We start from the raw sequence: 15871 nt of genomic DNA on the forward strand, positions 1-15871 counted from the left end.
GTGCCTCAATAAACATGTGTACTCAGCCATGTACTCAAGACATGTGCTAATAAAGTTGAGCGGGCTGAGTGAGTAGGATTGGGGCGAATTGTAACGTTCCGGGCCAAACGGTGCCACGCCCTTTCAAGCGTGCTATCGAATGCCTGCACAGGGGCATAAAAAAAAGAGCCGCCAATAGCGACTCTTTTTTGTTGTAGCCTACACCAGGTGGGGTTTGCTCGATCAAGCGTAGGTGTTGATTTGCGTTCCCAGCGACCCTTCGGTTGCCAGATCCGGCTGCGCCGTCATGTTGGCACTGGCCAGTACTTCGGTCACCTGCTGGGCCTGCATGTCGAGTGCCTGGCGAAAAAGCTGCATTTGCGCCTGTTCAGCGGTTTGCGCCTGATTCATGTAAAGCGCCTGACTAACGGCGTTGCTCGCTGCGATATCCATTATCTCACCTCACATTAAAACCGTAATGTCGTCAAGCTTAGCAAGCACTAGAAAAATGCGCCAGCGAAGCGCCATTTTAGTAATTCAAAAAACCGGCTCATTAAAACCTATTTATTAGAAACGATCGGCGCGAAACGGCGACATATCGATGGCAGGTGTCTTGCCTTCCATGATATCCGCCAGAAGCTCGCCGGTCGCAGGCCCCAGAGTAAAGCCCTGATGGCCGTGACCGAAAGCGAACCATAGCCCTTGATGGCGAGGCGCCGGGCCAATGATCGGTTTCATGTCCGGTAGACACGGCCGTGCGCCCTTCCAGGCGACCGGCTCTTTGCGCTCGGCGAGCGGGAAAACGCCCCGAGCGACGTTTTCAGCAGCCTCGAGCTGGTGCTCGTCTGCCGGCGACTCAAGCTGGTCGAGCTCGGCGCCGGTGGTCAGACGCACACCCGCGTTCATGGGCGCTAGCAGATACCCGACCTCGGCATCCATCAGCCAGTAGTTGAGCTTCGCCGGCGCCTGTGTGGCGTAGTGCATGTGGTAGCCGCGCTTGACGAACGTGGGAATGCGATAGCCAAGCTTCGAGGCCCACTGGCCCGCCCAGGGGCCCAGCGCCATGACCACATCGTCGACCGCAAGCTCACACTGATCGGTCTTTACCCGATAGCCTTCGCCCTGGGGCTCCACATCCTCGATATCGGCCTGAAGGATGGTACCGCCTTGCAGAACGAACGCATTGGCGTAAGCGGCCACCAGCGCCCCCGGGTCGGCCACCGTCCAGGGATCGAGCCAGTGGATGGCGCCGATGATCTTCTCACTCAGATCCGGCTCCTTTTCGATGAGCGCGGCGCGGTCCAGCACCTCGAAGCGAACGCCATAGAGCTTGAGCGCCTCTTGGGCCTCGACCACGCGCTTGTCGAGTTTTTCCTGAGTCCGGTAGATTTCCAGCCAGCCATCCCGACGCACCAGATGCCCCGCGCCGGCCGCTTCGATCATCTTGCCGTGCGCCTCCAGGCAAAGCCCGATGAGTGAGGCGTACTCGGGAACGATTTTCTGATACCGCCCGGTGGAAGAGTTGTGCCAGTAGCTCAGAAGTGGCGAAAAAGCGTTGAGCATGCCTTTGGGGCGGTAGCGAATGTCGACGCGCCTGTTGGGCAGTACGCTTAAAATCGTTTTCATGTCCCGAGGAAACGCGTAAGGGCGAACGGCTTCTCGCTGAACGATGCCGGCGTTGCCATAGGAGGTTTCGCGTCCGGGCTGGCGCCGGTCGATCAGCGTTACGTCGAACCCCCGCTTTTGAAGATGCCACGCGACGCTGACGCCCACCATTCCCGCACCGAGTACCGCTACCTGCCGCTTGGCCATCGACTCTCTCCCGCCCTGTCATTATGTGTGGTGGTAAAACTGGATATCCTGAATGAGGATAAAATTACCACCTCTTGCGGGCGCAATGCACAGCGGAATCGACCGTTTTAATCGTTTTACTCAGGCTGAAATATTGGTTTATCTGATTCCGCGGTGGAAAATGTCTTTAAAGCCCAATAAACAGGAAAAAACACTACGGCCAATAAAGTGACTTTATTGAGCAGGAATGGCCATTTGAAAAGGTTTAAAACGCACAAAACCTTCGAGGCGAAAGCGCTCGAAGTAGGAGAAAATACGATAGGAGGAAACATTGACCAACGGAGGGAAAAGTAAAGGTTACTGGGGTGGATGATGGGGATCGAACCCACGACCACCGGAGCCACAATCCGGGGCTCTACCACTGAGCTACATCCACCACAACCTGTTACCTGTACTGCCTTGACCATACGCTGCTTTGACTGCCATCAATGGGGTGGATGATGGGGATCGAACCCACGACCACCGGAGCCACAATCCGGGGCTCTACCACTGAGCTACATCCACCATTGACGCTAAAGCAAAACGTACTGCCTGCGCTCGAGCACTGCGACCACTTTCGTGGCACGCCCAGCAGGACTTGAACCCGCAACCTACGGCTTAGAAGGCCGTTGCTCTATCCGGTTGAGCTATGGGCGCACAAGGTATTCTCGAACCGAACACCGCTGAGCACTCTACCACAACCCACGCCCGGAGAAGCTCTATGCCACTTGAAGCGCGAGGTACGTGGTCGGGATGGAGGGATTCGAACCCCCGACATCCTGCTCCCAAAGCAGGCGCGCTACCAGACTGCGCTACATCCCGATGACTACCCTTGACGCTGCCGCTTGGCCCGTCTCAAGCGAGGCACATACTACTATTTTTAATTTTAAAGTCAAGACTTAAAGGCTTTGACGCTGTTCGCTTTGCCTACCAGGCCCAACATGCGAAAATTGGTCATTCGCTGACGTCTCCACCTTGCGTCGGCTTTTGATTCGCTCATCACCTCCTAAGGGACCTCACTACATGACCGCCCAACTCATCGATGGCAAAACCATCGCCGCTAATGTCCGCCATCGCGTTGCCGAGAAAACCGCTGCCCGCTTACAGGCCGGCGCTCGCGCCCCCGGATTAGCCGTGGTGGTGGTAGGCGATGACCCGGCCTCTCATGTGTACGTCAATAACAAACACCGCGCCTGCGACCAGGCCGGCATTCTCTCCTTTCAGCATCAGCTCTCGACCAACACTACCCAGCACGAGCTCGAAGCACTGGTCGACCGTTTGAACAACGACCCCCAGGTCGACGGCATTCTGGTTCAACTGCCGCTGCCGGAGCATCTGGATGCCGGCCCGATCCTCGAGCGCATTCGCCCGGACAAGGATGTCGACGGCTTTCACCCCTATAACCTGGGCCGGCTGGCTCAGCGCTCTCCCGCGCTACGCCCCTGCACGCCCAAGGGGATCATGACGCTGCTATCAGAGAGTGACATCGACGTGCGCGGCCTGGACGCCACGGTGGTCGGCGCTTCCAACATCGTGGGCCGGCCGATGGCCATGGAGCTGATGCTGGCGGGCTGTACCACCACCGTGTGTCATCGCTTCACCCAGAATCTGGAGGCTCACGTTCGCCGCGCGGATCTGGTCGTGGTCGCCGTAGGCAAGCCAGGGCTCGTCAAGGGCGAGTGGATCAAGCCAGGGGCCGTGGTCATCGATGTCGGCATCAACCGCCAAGAGGATGGCAAGCTCGCCGGCGACGTGGATTTCGAATCGGCCGCCGAACGCGCAAGCTTCATCACGCCGGTACCCGGTGGCGTCGGCCCGATGACCGTGGCCACGCTTTTGGAGAACACCCTGGAAGCCGCCGAAGCGCACGACGCTTGAATCACCTGAACGACTCCCCCACTGGACCTACAATCGACCAAGGAGCACGCCCGAGTGCAACGCATTGGAATCATCGGCGCGATGGCGCAGGAAGTAAGCATACTGGCGGGCCAGCTCGAAGGGGTTGAGCGCCTCGAGCATGCCGGGTTCGTGTTCTATAGCGGCACGCGTCACGGCCTCGAGGTCGTCATCCTGCAGTCAGGTATTGGTAAGGTGAACGCCGCGGTGGGTACGGCGGTGCTGCTCGAGCGCTACCAGCCCGAGGCGATCATCAATACCGGCTCGGCCGGCGGCTTCGCCCTGGATCTCGATATCGGCGACATCATCATCTCGAGCGAAGTGCGCCATCACGATGTCGATGCGGTGGTGTTCGGCTATGAAATGGGTCAGGTACCCGGCATGCCCGCCGCCTACGTGGCCGATAGCGCGCTTTGCGACGTCGCCCGTCAGGCAATTATCGACCTTGGTGAAGTGAACGTGCTCGAAGGTTTGATCGCAACCGGCGACGCCTTCATGGCGGACCCGGCGCGCGTTGCCGCCACCCGCGCGCAGTTTCCCGCGATGCTTGCGGTCGAAATGGAAGCCGCGGCCATCGCGCAAACCTGCTATCTCTACGGCTGCCCCTTCGTGGTGATCCGTGCGCTTTCCGATATTCCCGGCGCCGGCGACAATCACCTCTCCTTCGAGCAGTTTCTGGACATCGCGGCGGATCACTCCTCGCGCATGGTCGACGCCATGCTGATCCGGCTCGGTCAATAAAAGACTTGGCTAATAAAAGACCTGGCCAATAAAAGCGCCTGACGCCTCTTCAAAATATACATCGTCAAAACACATCGAGCGCGCCTAACGGCGCGCTCGATGTGTTTATATCAACAGCACTTTCTAATGCACTATTAGCGCACCATCGACCACTCCAGCGCTTCTCCGGCCAGCAGCGGTACGATCGAGCATCCGTCGCCGTAAGCGTAGTGGGAGGGCAGCGCCAGCGCACGACGCTCAAGGGTAACGCGATCAGCATTCGGCGCCAGCCCGTAAAAGCGTGGGCCGTTGAGGCTCGCGAAGGCCTCGAGTTTATCGAGCGCTCCCATTTGATCGAAGGCAGTGGCGTAAAGCTCGAGCGCTGCCGGCGCGGTGTAGGCGCCCGCGCAGCCGCAGCTCGACTCCTTGTCGGCCTTCTCGTGCGGCGCGCTGTCGGTACCCAAAAAGAATTTCGGGCTTCCGCTGGTGGCGGCTTTCAGCAGCGCCTGGCGGTGCTGTTCACGTTTTAGAATCGGCAGGCAGTAGTAGTGCGGGCGAATGCCGCCGGCCAGCATCTGGTTCCGGTTGAACAGAAGATGATGCGCGGTAATCGTGGCGGCCAGGTTATCGGGGCCATTGGCCACGAACTCGGCGGCCTGCTGGGTCGTGATGTGCTCGGACACCACCTTGAGCGTCGGGTGGCGTTCGAGCAGCGGCTTGAGCACGCGCTCGATAAAGGCCGCTTCGCGATCGAAGATGTCGATATTGCTATCGGTCACCTCACCGTGAATCAAAAGCGGCATGCCGACCCGCTCCATGGCGGTAATCGCGGCGTCGCAATGGGCGATATCGGTCACCCCGGACGCCGAGTTGGTCGTCGCTCCAGCCGGATAGAGCTTGACCGCCTTGACCACACCGCTGGCATGCGCCTTCTCGATCTCGTCAGCGGTGGTGAAATCGGTCAGGTAGAGCGTCATCAAGGGCTCGAACGCACTGTCCGGCGCGAGCGCCTTCAAAATGCGCTCACGGTAAGCCAGCGCCTGGTCGGTCGTGGTGATCGGCGGCTTCAGATTGGGCATGATGATCGCACGCCCCATCTGCGCGGCGGTGTGGTTCACGACCGCCTCGAGCACCTCGCCGTCGCGCAGGTGAAGGTGCCAATCATCAGGGCGAGTCAACGTAATAGAGTCCACGGTCTATCCTTTACAAGCGGTATGTAGAAAGCGCCCGCCAGTATACCCGAAGCCAGCCAGGGATGAATCCGGAGCTTCGATGCAACGGTTCGACCAGCAGTTTAATCCTCCGCCGGGGGGCCACAGCGCCTGGCAAGTGTCGTATCATGTCAGCGCTTTACTTCGCTTTGTCATCTCACATTCAGACCTTTTCCAGGACATTATCCGCCTATGCAAAACGTGAGGCGCTACGCTGACATTCTCACCAGCATCGAGGGGCTAATGTGGCTCGCGCTCGCCTGGTCCGTTTCCGCATCGACCCATCGGGGCAGTACCGAACCAACGATTGCGATGCTCTTCGTGGTGGGCACGCTGGTGCTGTTTAGCTGGGCGCATAAGCCCATGCGTTTCATGCTGCGCCGCTACCACGTGCGCAAGCGCCGCACCGATATGTGGATTCACACCCTGGCGCTGCCGCTTCTGCTGGCCATGCTCTTGCATATTTTATTGGAGGCGCTTGTGGGCCGGGCCTGGCTTCCGCCCAAGATTCTGGTTTTCAACCTGCTAGCGACCGCTGGCTGGCTGACCTATGTGATGACGCTTTTCATCAAGTTCGTCATTCACTCGGTCAAGACGTCTCGCGCGCACTCCCATTGACCGTCACCGACAAGTAGCCTTTCATGCAAACCGCCCTGCCGCTGCCGCTTTCGACCCCCAACCGCAACCTGGTGCGCCTGACCATCGTTCGAGGTATCACCTGGACCGGCTTTTTGTTGGCGATCCTTATAGGCGTCGAGGTGCTCGATTTCGAGCTCGAGACCGCCACGGTCATCAGCGTCGTGGTATCCATGGGGCTTTTGAACATCCTCACCTGGTGGCGGCTCGGGCGCCCGCGGGCCGTCAGCCATCTTGAGTATCTTCTCCACCTGCTGGCGGACATTGCCGGGCTGACACTGCTGTTCTACTTCACTGGCGGTTCGACCAATCCATTCATTACCTACTACCTGGTACCGGTGACCATTGCCGCGGCAACGCTGCCCTGGCGCCACGCCTGGATCATCGCCGGTTGCGCCATGGCGGGCTACAGCTACCTGATGGTGGATTACCACCCCATCGCCCAGCTCAGCCATATCGATAGCGACAGCCTTTTGAACCTGCATGTCGTGGGCATGTGGCTCAACTTCGGGCTTTCAGCGGGCCTGGTCACCTTTTTCATCTACAAAATGGCCCATGCGCTTCGAAGCCGCGACAAGGCGCTATCGCGCACCCGTGAAGCCGCACTTCGAAACGAGCAGGTGCTGGCGGTGGCCACCCAGGCAGCGGGCACCGCTCACGAACTCGGCACACCGCTTTCCACCATGGCGGTGCTTTTAAAAGAGATGCAGGCGGAAGCCGCTGACGACTCGCCGCTTTATGAGGACATCGCGCTGTTGCGCCAGCAGGTAGATGTCTGCAAGTCACGGCTGCAGCACCTGGTCACCAGCGCCGACCGTCGGCGTATGGCGGAGCCGGAGGTTCAGGATGGCGAGGCCTGGCTTTCCAGCGTCATCCAGCGCTGGCTGGTCATCCGCCCGGATGTCACCCATACGCTCGAGACGCCGAATCGCCGCGGGCGACCCTGGCTACTGGTCGATGCTACCCTCGACCAGGCACTGACCAACCTTTTGAACAACGCCGCCGACGCGCATCCGGACCAAATCGCCATTCGACTGGACTGGTTCGACGATAACGTCATCATCGACATTCGAGACCACGGTCCGGGGGTTTCGATGTCGATCGCCGACCAGCTCGGCGACACCTTTGTGTCGACCAAGAGCAAGGGCATGGGCATTGGTCTATTTTTAACCCATGCCACCATCAACCGTTTTGGCGGCGGCGTGAGCCTTTATAACCACCCGGAAGGCGGCACGCTCACCGAGGTAACGCTGCCGCGCAGCGACGCGCCGGAGAAAACGTGAGTGCTGCCCAACGAAAGCGAGAAGACCATGCACACAGATGACCAGCGCCTTTTGATCGTGGATGACGACGACGTGTTTTGCCACGTGTTGAGCCGAGCGCTTACCCGCCGCGGCTTCGATGTGAAGGTCGCTCACGACGCCGAGCAGGCGCTCGAGATCGCAACGTCGTTCTCACCGACCATCGCCACACTCGATCTCAAACTCGAGCACAGCTCCGGGCTCAAGCTTTTGCCGGAGCTTCTATTGGTGGTGCCGGATTGTCGCGTCGTGGTGCTAACGGGCTACTCGAGCATCGCCACCGCCGTCGAGGCGATCAAGCTTGGCGCGGTGCACTACCTGTGCAAGCCGGTGGACGCCGACGATGTCATCGCGGCATTTGAAAACGGCGGCGGCGACCCGGACATCGAGCTTGCGGACAACCCGCCGTCAATTAACCGTATCACCTGGGAGCATATTCAGAAGGTGCTGCAGGAGCACGACGGCAACATTTCCGCCACCGCGCGGGCGCTGGGCATGCACCGGCGCACCCTGCAGCGAAAGCTGCAAAAACGTCCGGTTCGACGCTAATGCAGCCATTCGGTAAAACGAAGTTACCCAGCCGAATCAGTGCGCCGTCCAGCCAAGGTCGATATTGAAACTCGAGCCGGTCACGGAGCCGGCGGCATCGGAGGCCAGATAGCACACCAGCTGAGCGACCTCGGCGGGTTCGATCAGGCGCTTGATTGCAGCGTCCTTGAGCATGATCTTCTCGATGACTTCCTGCTCGTCCATCTTGTGCATCTTCGCCTGATCGGCGATCTGATTTTCGACCAGGGGCGTTTGGACGTAGGCCGGGCACACGGCGTTGGCGGTAATGCCCTGCTCCCCACCCTCCAGCGCGGCGGTTTTGGTCATGCCGATCAAACCGTGTTTGGCGGTCACGTAGGCGGCCTTGCCCGGTGAGGCCACGTGGGCGTGAATGGAGGCGATATTGATGATGCGGCCCCAGCCGTTTTCGCGCATCGAGGGCCACACCGCCTGGGTAAGCAAGAACGGCGCGGTGAGCATCAAATTCATGATCGCTCGCCACTTCTCTTCGGGAAACGACTCGATATCGCTGACGTGCTGAATACCCGCGTTGTTGACCAGGATATCCACTCGTCCAAAGCGCTTGATCGCCTCCTTGACGGCGTTTTTACACGCCTCGGGGTCGGTCAGGTCGGCCTGGTAGAACGCCGCGCCCTGGTCGCTGGCGATCTTTTCACCCGCCTCGTTGAAATCCACCGCCAGCACCTGAAACCCTTGCTTGCAAAAGTGCTCGACCACGCTTGCGCCGATTCCACTGCTCGTACCCGTTACCAGTGCCACCCGAGGCGTTGTATCCGCACCTGCCGACATAGTCATCTCCTATAAAAAAGACATCCAGTTACCTTGAGAACCCACTCAGTATAGAACCGTGATCGTGCGTTGAACCAACGCGACGCGTTATTGTTCAACGCAGCCCTCCTGAGCGACAATGATCGAAACGCCATTCACCAACCCAAGGAATTTTCATGTTCGTGGTAATTTTTGGCCGTATGAGCTGCCCTTTCTGCGTTATGGCCAAGCAGCTCGCCGAGCAGCTCGAAAACGCTCATAAAATAGAGGGTTATCGCTACGTCGATATGCCCTCGGAAGGCGTGACCAAGGAAGATATCGCCAAAACCGCCGGCAAACCGATCCACACCGTGCCTCAAGTATTCATCGACCAGAACCACATCGGCGGCTTCTCCGAGTTCGACCGCTACGTTCGTGACAACGACCTGCTCGCCTGATGCGTTGATAGCCCTCACACTCTCACGCGGAACCCGTGTAGAACCTTGCTGCCTATACTGGGAGGGCATCCTCCCTAACAAGACCGAAAAAGTCGGCAAGGACACGCGCCATGCAACGTGAAGAGTTCGAACGCCAGCTTTGGCTCGATTACATTCATACCCATCCGGATGTTGGCGGGCTGGGCATCTGGCCGCTGGACGTCAAGGCGGACTACCTCACCCTGCTGACCCTCAATCACGGCCCCTTCAGCGCACGGCGTCTCACCCAAACGCTCCAGCGAATGGGGTACGCTTGCGCTACTCAATACGCCCTGGCAGACAAGGGGCTGATCATTCATTTGCTCGGAGCGCCGGGCAGCAGCTGGCTGGTGCTGGTAGAGCTTCAGCTTGGTGCCCTGTGCACCACGCCGCGCAACGCCTTGATGGCGCTGATCGAACAGAGCCACCCGCAGGACTGCAAGGGACATAACCTGTTGTGTCGCGGGCGGCCCTGGCCCATGCCCTCCTGGGCGCTCTATCAGCAGCTGGAAGCGGAGCACCCGCTAGCAGCATGGCTCGCCGCCATGGGTCCACGGCTGCACCATGCCGGCTTTGACTGCCGGGCGCTCGGCGAACCCATCACCGCCCTCGACAAAGCGCTGGGCCAAGCCGGTATGCAGTGCTCGACGAACCGACAAAACGGCATTTTCCCCGTCTCGAGTTCGCTCGAGCACCGCTTCTATCCCGCCATGCCGCAAAAGCTGGTGTTTCGCCAGGGCGATGAGCACCGGCTCTGTCTTGGCGGGCTGGCACTGGCGCAAAAGGTGCTGAGCGAAAGCTCCGCCACCCTGGGCGAAGAGCTTTTACCGGCCCACACCCGCTGCGAGATGGCGTGACGAACACGCCATCTCGCCTTTTACGTGACATCAGGGCTCGGCAAACTCCATCTCCGGCACGTGATCGGGCACGATGAGTTTGCCGGCGGTTTTCTCCTTGATCTCCTCGACGCTCACTCCCGGCGCACGCTCTTTCAACACGAACGCCCCGTTCTCGATCTCAAGATAGGCAAGATCGGTCAGCACGCGGCTAATGCAGCCCGCGCCGGTCAGCGGCAGTTCGCATTTTTCCAACAGCTTGGATTCACCGTTCTTGGAAGCGTGGGTCATGGTGCAAATGATGTTCTCGGCGCCGGCGACCAGATCCATCGCCCCCCCCATGCCCTTGATCAGCTTACCGGGAATCATCCAAGAGGCGATGTTGCCATTCTGGTCCACCTCGAAAGCGCCCAGAACGGTCAGATCCACGTGGCCGCCGCGAATCATGGCAAATGACTCTGCGGATGAAAAAATCGCCGCCCCCGGGCGGGCCGTGACCGTTTCCTTGCCGGCGTTGATCATGTCCGGGTCGAGCTCTTCGTCAGTCGGGTAGCGCCCCATGCCCAACAGCCCGTTTTCGGACTGCAGCATCACGTCGATGCCTTCCGGGACATAGTTGGCCACCAGGGTGGGAATGCCGATTCCGAGATTAACGTAGAAGCCGTCCTTGAGTTCGCGGGCAACGCGCTGGGCCATCTGCTCACGTGTTAGCGCCATGGTAATGTCCTCAAATCAATGATGATTGGTCGATAGCGTCGGTGTCGATGACGTCCGGCGGTTAGTTTCGAACCGTGCGTTTTTCGATGCGCTTTTCGAACGAGCCCTGAATGATCCGGTCGACGTAGATGCCCGGCGTGTGAATCTGGCTCGGGTCCATTTCGCCGGGCTCAACGATCTCCTCGACTTCCACGACGGTGATTCGGCCGGCGGTGGCGGCCATGGGGTTGAAGTTCTGCGCGGTGTGGCGATACATCACGTTACCGTAGCGGTCCGCCTTCCAGCCCTTGACGATGGCGAAATCACCCACCAGTGCCTCTTCGAGAATGTAGTGGCGGCCGCCGAACTCACGTACTTCCTTGCCTTCAGCGATCGGCGTGCCGTAGCCGGTCGCGGTATAGAACGCCGGAATGCCCGCGCCGCCGGCGCGCATTCTTTCGGCTAGCGTCCCTTGAGGCGTCAGTACGACGTCGATCTCTTCGTTGAGCATCTGCTGCTCGAACAGCGCGTTCTCGCCGACATAAGAGGCGTAGATCTTGCTGATCTGACGCTTTTCGAGCAGAAGGCCGAGGCCGAAGCCGTCGACACCGCAGTTGTTGGAAGCCACGGTCAGATCCTTGACGCCGCGGCGCTGGATCTCGGCAATCAGGTTTTCAGGAATGCCGCAGAGCCCGAAGCCGCCCGCCAGCACGGTCATTCCGCTCTCGATACCTTCCATCGCTTCTTCATAAGAAGCGACGCGCTTGTCGAATCCTGCCATGGGTAACCTCGCTGTTGTCGGTAGAGCCTCTCGCACTGAAAAGGCGAACAGGCGTATTCAAGAGGATAGCTGCCCGAGCCAGTGTTGTGCCGGGCGATATATTTGTTAAGTTTGTTTTTCTTATGAATTGATTTAAACAACTTATGAAGAGTCGCCATGACCGTCAAGCAGCTTCGCGCGTTTCTGGCCGTCGCTCAAACCCTGAGCTTTACCCAGGCCTGCGAGCGGTTGCACCTTTCACAGCCGGCGCTCTCTCTGGCGATCAAGGGTCTGGAGGAGTCGCTCGGAGGCAAACTTCTGATCCGCAGCACCCGCCACGTTCGCCTGACCCCGGAAGGTGAATCGCTTCTGCCGCTGGCCAAGCACTTATTGGCGCAGTGGGAAAACACCGAGGAGCGTCTGCGCGAACGCTTCACGCTGCAGCTGGGTCGGCTCAGCGTGGCGGCCATGCCCTCCTTTGCCTGTGGCCTACTGCCCGAGGCGCTGGCGAGCTTTCGCCAGCGCCACCCGAAAATCAACGTCACGGTACACGATGTCATCAACGAGGACGTCATGGCCATGGTGCGTGCCCGTCAGGTCGAGGTCGGCATCCTGTTCGCCCCGGAAGGACTGGGCAGCTTGACCTTCACGCCGCTTTTCGAGGACCACTTCGTCGCCGTTGTCCCACCCGAAAGCCCGCTTGGCCGTCGACCGCTTGACTGGCAGCGGCTCTTGCAAGAGGACATGATCACGCTGCAGCGCCCGTCACGGGTGCGCCGCCTGCTCGAGGATGGCCTGGCACGCCAGGGGTTTGAGCTCTCCATCGCCTTCGAGAGCCACCAGCTTTCGACCGTGGGAAGTATGGTCGCTCGAGGGCTCGGGGTGAGCGCGGTTCCGTCGATGTGCATTCCCCAGATGCACGCGCTGGGCGCGCGCTGTGTAGCGCTCACTGGGGGGTTGATCGAGTGCCAGGTGGGCATGCTCACGCATCAGGAGCTCTCCATAGCCGCCCAGGCGCTTCGCACGGTGCTGATCGACACCGCCGCTCCTCTTTTTGAAGCCCGCTGGCAGTCGCCGAGCACCGGATTTGCTGGGAAGTAACGCCTTGATCCTTTAGGATTTAGCCAAAAGCCGTCGGGGACGTCAGTGCGGTTCCAGACAAAACGGCTCACCAACAGGTAATAAGGGCCTCGGGCCACTCAAGGGGGTGTGAGTATGCCGCTCATCAAGGGAGTCGTTAGCCTGATGCTGATGACGCTTACCACGCTTTTCTGGGGCGTGCCGCTTCTTGTGCTCACCTTTCTCAAGGTCGTGGTACCGGGGCGGCGCGCTCGCCAGTGGCTGCTCGACCGGCTCTGCGCGGTGGCGCTGAACTGGATCGGGCTCAATCTCTGGTGGATGAAGCGCTGGCTCAAGCCCAACGTTTCGCTGGACGTTCCCGACTCGCTGAGCCCTGATCAGTGGCTGCTGGTGATCTCCAATCACCGCAGCTGGACCGATATTTTCATCCTGTTCATGGCGCTGCACCGGCGTATTCCCATGCCGCGGTTCTTTCTCAAGCATCGGTTGATCTGGATCCCGATCGTCGGTCTCGCCTTCTGGGCGCTGGAGTTTCCCTTCATGCGCCGTTTTAGCCGCGAGCAGATTGCCAAAAATCCAAAGCTCGCTACCATTGACCGGGAGTCGACCGAACGCGTGTGCCGCCAGGCGCGCCACGCGCCGATTTCGATCTACAATTTCGTCGAAGGCACCCGCTTCAGCGTGGCCAAGCGCGACGCTCAGCAGAGCCCGTATCAGCATTTACTGCGGCCCAAGGCCGGCGGCGTCGCCCAGGTGCTCGGGCTCATTGGCAACCAGCTCGACGGCGTGATCGATGTCACCATCAGCTACGCCAACCCGTCGCCGACCTTCTGGGGCTTTCTGTGTGGCCAGGAAGCGCCCATCACGCTGGTGGCCCGCAAACTCGAGATCCCCGAGTGGATGCACAGCGCAAACTATCATCAACAACCGCAGCACAAGGAACGTTTCCACGCATGGATCAACTCACTCTGGCAGGAAAAAGACGCGCTGCTGGAAACACTCAGCGACCACGCCTAGCGCTCTGGTTCGGTGTTTGCCTGCTGGCCGGCGTTCTTGGCGGGTGCGCGGGCTCGTCACCCTCGTCGGGTCAGCGCGTTAGCGTGGGCAGCAGCGCCAGCGGCACCAGCGCCATCAACGGTCAGTGGGTCGAGGTACGCCGCGGCGATACGCTGGGTGAGCTTGCCAACCGCGCGGGCGTACCGCTGGAGCGCCTGGAGCGGTTTAACCCCGGGGTCAATGCCAGAGGCCTGGCGGTGGGGCAACGCCTTTTGATTCCTACTCAACAGGAGCGCGCCCCGTCCGGCGGGCCCTATCGCTACCAGATTCGCCCGGGCGATACGTTTTCCAAAGTCGCGCGCCACTTCAACACCACGGCGGGGCGCATTCAAAGTGCCAACTCGGGCACCTCACCCACCGCGCTGCGTGTGGGCCAGGTCATTAGCGTACCGCTGAGTGGCGCATCCGCCGCACGAGCAGCCTCCTCCAACGCCTCGAGTAGCGCCAGCCGCCCGGCCCCCACGCCGAGCGCCAGCGTCCCGTCGTCGGCGCGCAACTGGCCCTGGCCGCTGGAGGATTACCGCATCGTGCGCCGCTTCGGCACCGACAGCCGAGGCACGCTTCAACCGATGCTGCTGGCGACTCAAGCGGGCGCGCGGGCCCAGGCGGTCGCTCCGGGTGAAGTGCGTTTCGCCGATGGTATGCGCCAGCTGGGTGAAGTCGTGATCGTGCATCACGCCGATAACCTGCAAAGCGTCTACGCGCTGTGTGACAACATCCTGGTCAGCACCGGCCAGAACGTCAGCGCCGGCGAGCCGCTTTGCGAAGTCGGTCAGAGTAACGCCACCCAGCGTTATGACCTGCTGTTTGATTTGCGCCTGGGTGGCCAGCCGATCGATCCGCGCCAGGTGCTTCGCTAGCGCCCCAACGCGTTACGGACAGCTACAAAAAAGCCCCGGCCATCGCCGGGGCTTCTCGGTCAGGACGTAGGCCTAGCCGCGATAGTACCCCGGAGCAACGAACGGCGTTTTAACCACGGTCATCGGCAGCCTCTTTCCACGCACTTCGGCGTAGACCACCGTCTCCACCGCTTCGAATTCGCGGGCCACGTACCCCATGGCGATCGGCTTGCCAACGCTTGGCCCAAAACCGCCGGACGTGACCACCCCAACCTCCTCACCCTGCTCATCGACCAGGCGCGCGCCTTCGCGTACCGGCGCCCGGCCATCGGCGACCAGACCCACCCGCTTGCGCGTATGATCCTTCGCATCGATCTGGTGAAGCACCACGTCGGCGCCAGGAAAGCCGCCTGCGCGTTCGCCGCCGTGGCGGCGGGGCTTGCCGATCGCCCAGATCAGGCCGGCCTCGATGGGCGTGGTCTGCATGTCCATATCGTGACCGTAAAGGCAGAGCCCAGCTTCCAGGCGCAACGAGTCCCGCGCGCCCAGGCCGATCATTTCCACCTCCGGCTCGCTCAAGAGTGCTTTAGCGAACGGCTCACAGTCCGGCTCGGCTACCGAGATCTCGAAGCCATCCTCACCGGTATAGCCACTGCGGCTGATCCACACGTCAAAGCCGGCCACGTTGAAACGCCCATGCTGCATGAAGGTCAGCGCGCACGCATCCGGGCAGATACGCTGCATGACGTTAACAGCCTCCGGGCCCTGCAGCGCCAGAAGGCCGCGCTCCAACACCTCGATATCGTGGGTGTTGCCCAACGTGGCGCGCAGGTGCGCCAAATCCTGATCCTTGCACGCCGCGTTCACCACCAGATAGAAATGATCACCGGCGTTGACCAGCATCAGATCGTCGATGACGCCGCCCTCGGTGCCGATGAACAGCCCGTAGCGCTGATGATCTTTCGACAGGCCCACGAGGTCGGCGGGAATCAGCGATTCAAGCGCCTTTGCAACGTCCGGGCCGGACACCGTGATCTGGCCCATGTGGGAAACATCGAACAGCCCGCATTGATGGCGGGTATGCTCGTGCTCTTTCTTGACGCCGAGCGGGTACTGCACCGGCATCTCATAGCCGGCGAAGGGCACCATTTTGGCGCCCAGCGACTCGTGCAGCGCGTGTAGCGGGGTTTTCTTGAGTTCGGTCATGCTCGTTCCTCAATATCTGATCTTCGATATCT

General features: G+C 60.4%; 17 protein-coding genes and 4 tRNA genes. 10 read left to right on the forward strand and 11 right to left on the reverse strand.

Translation table 11 applies throughout. The annotated features are described in order from the left end of the window. Positions 1-222: 222 nt before the first annotated feature. From RN347_RS08185 to RN347_RS08210, 6 genes are all read right to left on the reverse strand, one after another. Positions 223-432, reverse strand: coding sequence for a putative motility protein (locus RN347_RS08185; protein WP_311960785.1), 210 nt, complete (start codon positions 430-432; stop codon positions 223-225). Positions 433-546: 114 nt separating this feature from the next. Continuing rightward, a complete protein-coding gene (locus RN347_RS08190) occupies positions 547-1791 on the reverse strand; it encodes an FAD-dependent oxidoreductase (protein ID WP_311960786.1) in 1245 nt (414 codons plus the stop codon). A gap of 340 nt (positions 1792-2131) precedes the next feature. Next, a tRNA-His gene (locus RN347_RS08195) sits at positions 2132-2206 on the reverse strand. Positions 2207-2259: 53 nt separating this feature from the next. Continuing rightward, positions 2260-2334: transfer RNA gene (locus tag RN347_RS08200), tRNA-His, on the reverse strand. A gap of 55 nt (positions 2335-2389) precedes the next feature. Beyond that, positions 2390-2466, reverse strand: a tRNA-Arg gene (locus tag RN347_RS08205). 88 nt (positions 2467-2554) lie between these two features. Further along, a tRNA-Pro gene (locus RN347_RS08210) sits at positions 2555-2631 on the reverse strand. Between the two features lie 201 nt (positions 2632-2832). Here RN347_RS08210 and folD point away from each other — a divergent pair. Both folD and mtnN read left to right on the forward strand, forming a co-directional pair. Continuing rightward, positions 2833-3687: a bifunctional methylenetetrahydrofolate dehydrogenase/methenyltetrahydrofolate cyclohydrolase FolD gene (folD, locus tag RN347_RS08215; RefSeq protein WP_311960787.1), complete on the forward strand. Its 855-nt coding sequence runs from the start codon at positions 2833-2835 to the stop codon at positions 3685-3687. 54 nt (positions 3688-3741) lie between these two features. Continuing rightward, on the forward strand, positions 3742-4446 hold the full coding sequence (gene mtnN / locus RN347_RS08220; protein WP_311960788.1) for a 5'-methylthioadenosine/S-adenosylhomocysteine nucleosidase: 705 nt from the start codon (positions 3742-3744) through the stop codon (positions 4444-4446). Between the two features lie 134 nt (positions 4447-4580). On the opposite strand, the gene pyrC is transcribed toward mtnN, so the two are convergent. Further along, a complete protein-coding gene (pyrC, locus tag RN347_RS08225; RefSeq protein ID WP_263587261.1) occupies positions 4581-5618 on the reverse strand; it encodes a dihydroorotase in 1038 nt (345 codons plus the stop codon). A gap of 210 nt (positions 5619-5828) precedes the next feature. On the opposite strand from pyrC, the gene RN347_RS08230 reads away from it, so the two are divergent. The 3 genes from RN347_RS08230 to RN347_RS08240 are packed head-to-tail and all read left to right on the forward strand — an operon-like array spanning position 5829 to position 8122. Then, positions 5829-6254, forward strand: coding sequence for a hypothetical protein (locus RN347_RS08230; protein WP_263587260.1), 426 nt, complete (start codon positions 5829-5831; stop codon positions 6252-6254). A gap of 23 nt (positions 6255-6277) precedes the next feature. Then, positions 6278-7555: an ATP-binding protein gene (locus RN347_RS08235; protein WP_263587259.1), complete on the forward strand. Its 1278-nt coding sequence runs from the start codon at positions 6278-6280 to the stop codon at positions 7553-7555. 27 nt (positions 7556-7582) lie between these two features. Continuing rightward, positions 7583-8122, forward strand: a complete 540-nt coding sequence (locus RN347_RS08240) for a response regulator transcription factor (RefSeq protein WP_263587258.1) — start codon at positions 7583-7585, stop codon at positions 8120-8122. A gap of 36 nt (positions 8123-8158) precedes the next feature. On the opposite strand, the gene RN347_RS08245 is transcribed toward RN347_RS08240, so the two are convergent. Next, on the reverse strand, positions 8159-8932 hold the full coding sequence (locus RN347_RS08245) for a 3-hydroxybutyrate dehydrogenase (RefSeq protein WP_311960789.1): 774 nt from the start codon (positions 8930-8932) through the stop codon (positions 8159-8161). A gap of 155 nt (positions 8933-9087) precedes the next feature. On the opposite strand from RN347_RS08245, the gene RN347_RS08250 reads away from it, so the two are divergent. Together RN347_RS08250 and RN347_RS08255 are read left to right on the forward strand one after the other, a co-directional pair. Then, on the forward strand, positions 9088-9348 hold the full coding sequence (locus RN347_RS08250; RefSeq protein WP_263587256.1) for a GrxA family glutaredoxin: 261 nt from the start codon (positions 9088-9090) through the stop codon (positions 9346-9348). Positions 9349-9458: 110 nt separating this feature from the next. Next, the gene (locus RN347_RS08255) at positions 9459-10223 is read left to right on the forward strand and encodes a DUF1338 domain-containing protein (RefSeq protein ID WP_263587255.1); all 765 of its coding nucleotides are present in this window, start codon (positions 9459-9461) and stop codon (positions 10221-10223) included. A 30-nt stretch (positions 10224-10253) separates the two neighbouring features. On the opposite strand, the gene RN347_RS08260 is transcribed toward RN347_RS08255, so the two are convergent. Both RN347_RS08260 and RN347_RS08265 read right to left on the reverse strand, forming a co-directional pair. Then, positions 10254-10919, reverse strand: a complete 666-nt coding sequence (locus RN347_RS08260) for a CoA transferase subunit B (protein WP_263587254.1) — start codon at positions 10917-10919, stop codon at positions 10254-10256. 61 nt (positions 10920-10980) lie between these two features. Further along, entirely contained in the window at positions 10981-11679 is a 699-nt protein-coding gene (locus tag RN347_RS08265; RefSeq protein WP_311960790.1) for a CoA transferase subunit A, read from the reverse strand. Between the two features lie 156 nt (positions 11680-11835). On the opposite strand from RN347_RS08265, the gene RN347_RS08270 reads away from it, so the two are divergent. From RN347_RS08270 to RN347_RS08280, 3 genes are all read left to right on the forward strand, one after another. Further along, on the forward strand, positions 11836-12759 hold the full coding sequence (locus tag RN347_RS08270; protein WP_311960791.1) for a LysR family transcriptional regulator: 924 nt from the start codon (positions 11836-11838) through the stop codon (positions 12757-12759). Positions 12760-12873: 114 nt separating this feature from the next. Beyond that, positions 12874-13755 carry an acyltransferase gene (locus RN347_RS08275; RefSeq protein ID WP_311960792.1) on the forward strand — a complete coding sequence of 294 codons (882 nt, stop codon included), beginning with the start codon at positions 12874-12876 and terminating at the stop codon, positions 13753-13755. Further along, entirely contained in the window at positions 13692-14654 is a 963-nt protein-coding gene (locus RN347_RS08280) for a LysM peptidoglycan-binding domain-containing protein (protein ID WP_311960793.1), read from the forward strand. The genes RN347_RS08275 and RN347_RS08280 overlap by 64 nt, the downstream gene beginning before the upstream one ends. 72 nt (positions 14655-14726) lie before the next feature. Here RN347_RS08280 and gcvT read toward each other — a convergent pair whose 3' ends face one another. Continuing rightward, positions 14727-15839 (reverse strand): glycine cleavage system aminomethyltransferase GcvT, encoded by a 1113-nt coding sequence (gene gcvT / locus RN347_RS08285; protein WP_311960794.1) that lies wholly within the window; start codon positions 15837-15839, stop codon positions 14727-14729. Between the last annotated feature and the right edge of the window lie 32 nt (positions 15840-15871).

It is taken from the genome of Halomonas sp. PAMB 3264, assembly GCF_031954245.1.
GTDB lineage: Bacteria > Pseudomonadota > Gammaproteobacteria > Pseudomonadales > Halomonadaceae > Vreelandella.

Bases quoted from the DNA above. Each gene is read 5' to 3' on its own strand.
- RN347_RS08260 (WP_263587254.1), bottom strand. From the start codon at position 10,919: ATGGCGCTAACACGTGAGCAGATGGCCCAGCGCGTTGCCCGCGAACTC.
- RN347_RS08255 (WP_263587255.1), top strand. From the start codon at position 9,459: ATGCAACGTGAAGAGTTCGAACGCCAGCTTTGGCTCGATTACATTCAT.
- RN347_RS08250 (WP_263587256.1), top strand. From the start codon at position 9,088: ATGTTCGTGGTAATTTTTGGCCGTATGAGCTGCCCTTTCTGCGTTATG.
- RN347_RS08185 (WP_311960785.1), bottom strand. From the start codon at position 432: ATGGATATCGCAGCGAGCAACGCCGTTAGTCAGGCGCTTTACATGAAT.
- RN347_RS08265 (WP_311960790.1), bottom strand. From the start codon at position 11,679: ATGGCAGGATTCGACAAGCGCGTCGCTTCTTATGAAGAAGCGATGGAA.
- gcvT (WP_311960794.1), bottom strand. From the start codon at position 15,839: ATGACCGAACTCAAGAAAACCCCGCTACACGCGCTGCACGAGTCGCTG.
- RN347_RS08280 (WP_311960793.1), top strand. From the start codon at position 13,692: ATGGATCAACTCACTCTGGCAGGAAAAAGACGCGCTGCTGGAAACACT.
- RN347_RS08270 (WP_311960791.1), top strand. From the start codon at position 11,836: ATGACCGTCAAGCAGCTTCGCGCGTTTCTGGCCGTCGCTCAAACCCTG.
- RN347_RS08245 (WP_311960789.1), bottom strand. From the start codon at position 8,932: ATGTCGGCAGGTGCGGATACAACGCCTCGGGTGGCACTGGTAACGGGT.
- RN347_RS08275 (WP_311960792.1), top strand. From the start codon at position 12,874: ATGCCGCTCATCAAGGGAGTCGTTAGCCTGATGCTGATGACGCTTACC.
- RN347_RS08240 (WP_263587258.1), top strand. From the start codon at position 7,583: ATGCACACAGATGACCAGCGCCTTTTGATCGTGGATGACGACGACGTG.
- folD (WP_311960787.1), top strand. From the start codon at position 2,833: ATGACCGCCCAACTCATCGATGGCAAAACCATCGCCGCTAATGTCCGC.
- RN347_RS08230 (WP_263587260.1), top strand. From the start codon at position 5,829: ATGCAAAACGTGAGGCGCTACGCTGACATTCTCACCAGCATCGAGGGG.
- RN347_RS08190 (WP_311960786.1), bottom strand. From the start codon at position 1,791: ATGGCCAAGCGGCAGGTAGCGGTACTCGGTGCGGGAATGGTGGGCGTC.
- RN347_RS08235 (WP_263587259.1), top strand. From the start codon at position 6,278: ATGCAAACCGCCCTGCCGCTGCCGCTTTCGACCCCCAACCGCAACCTG.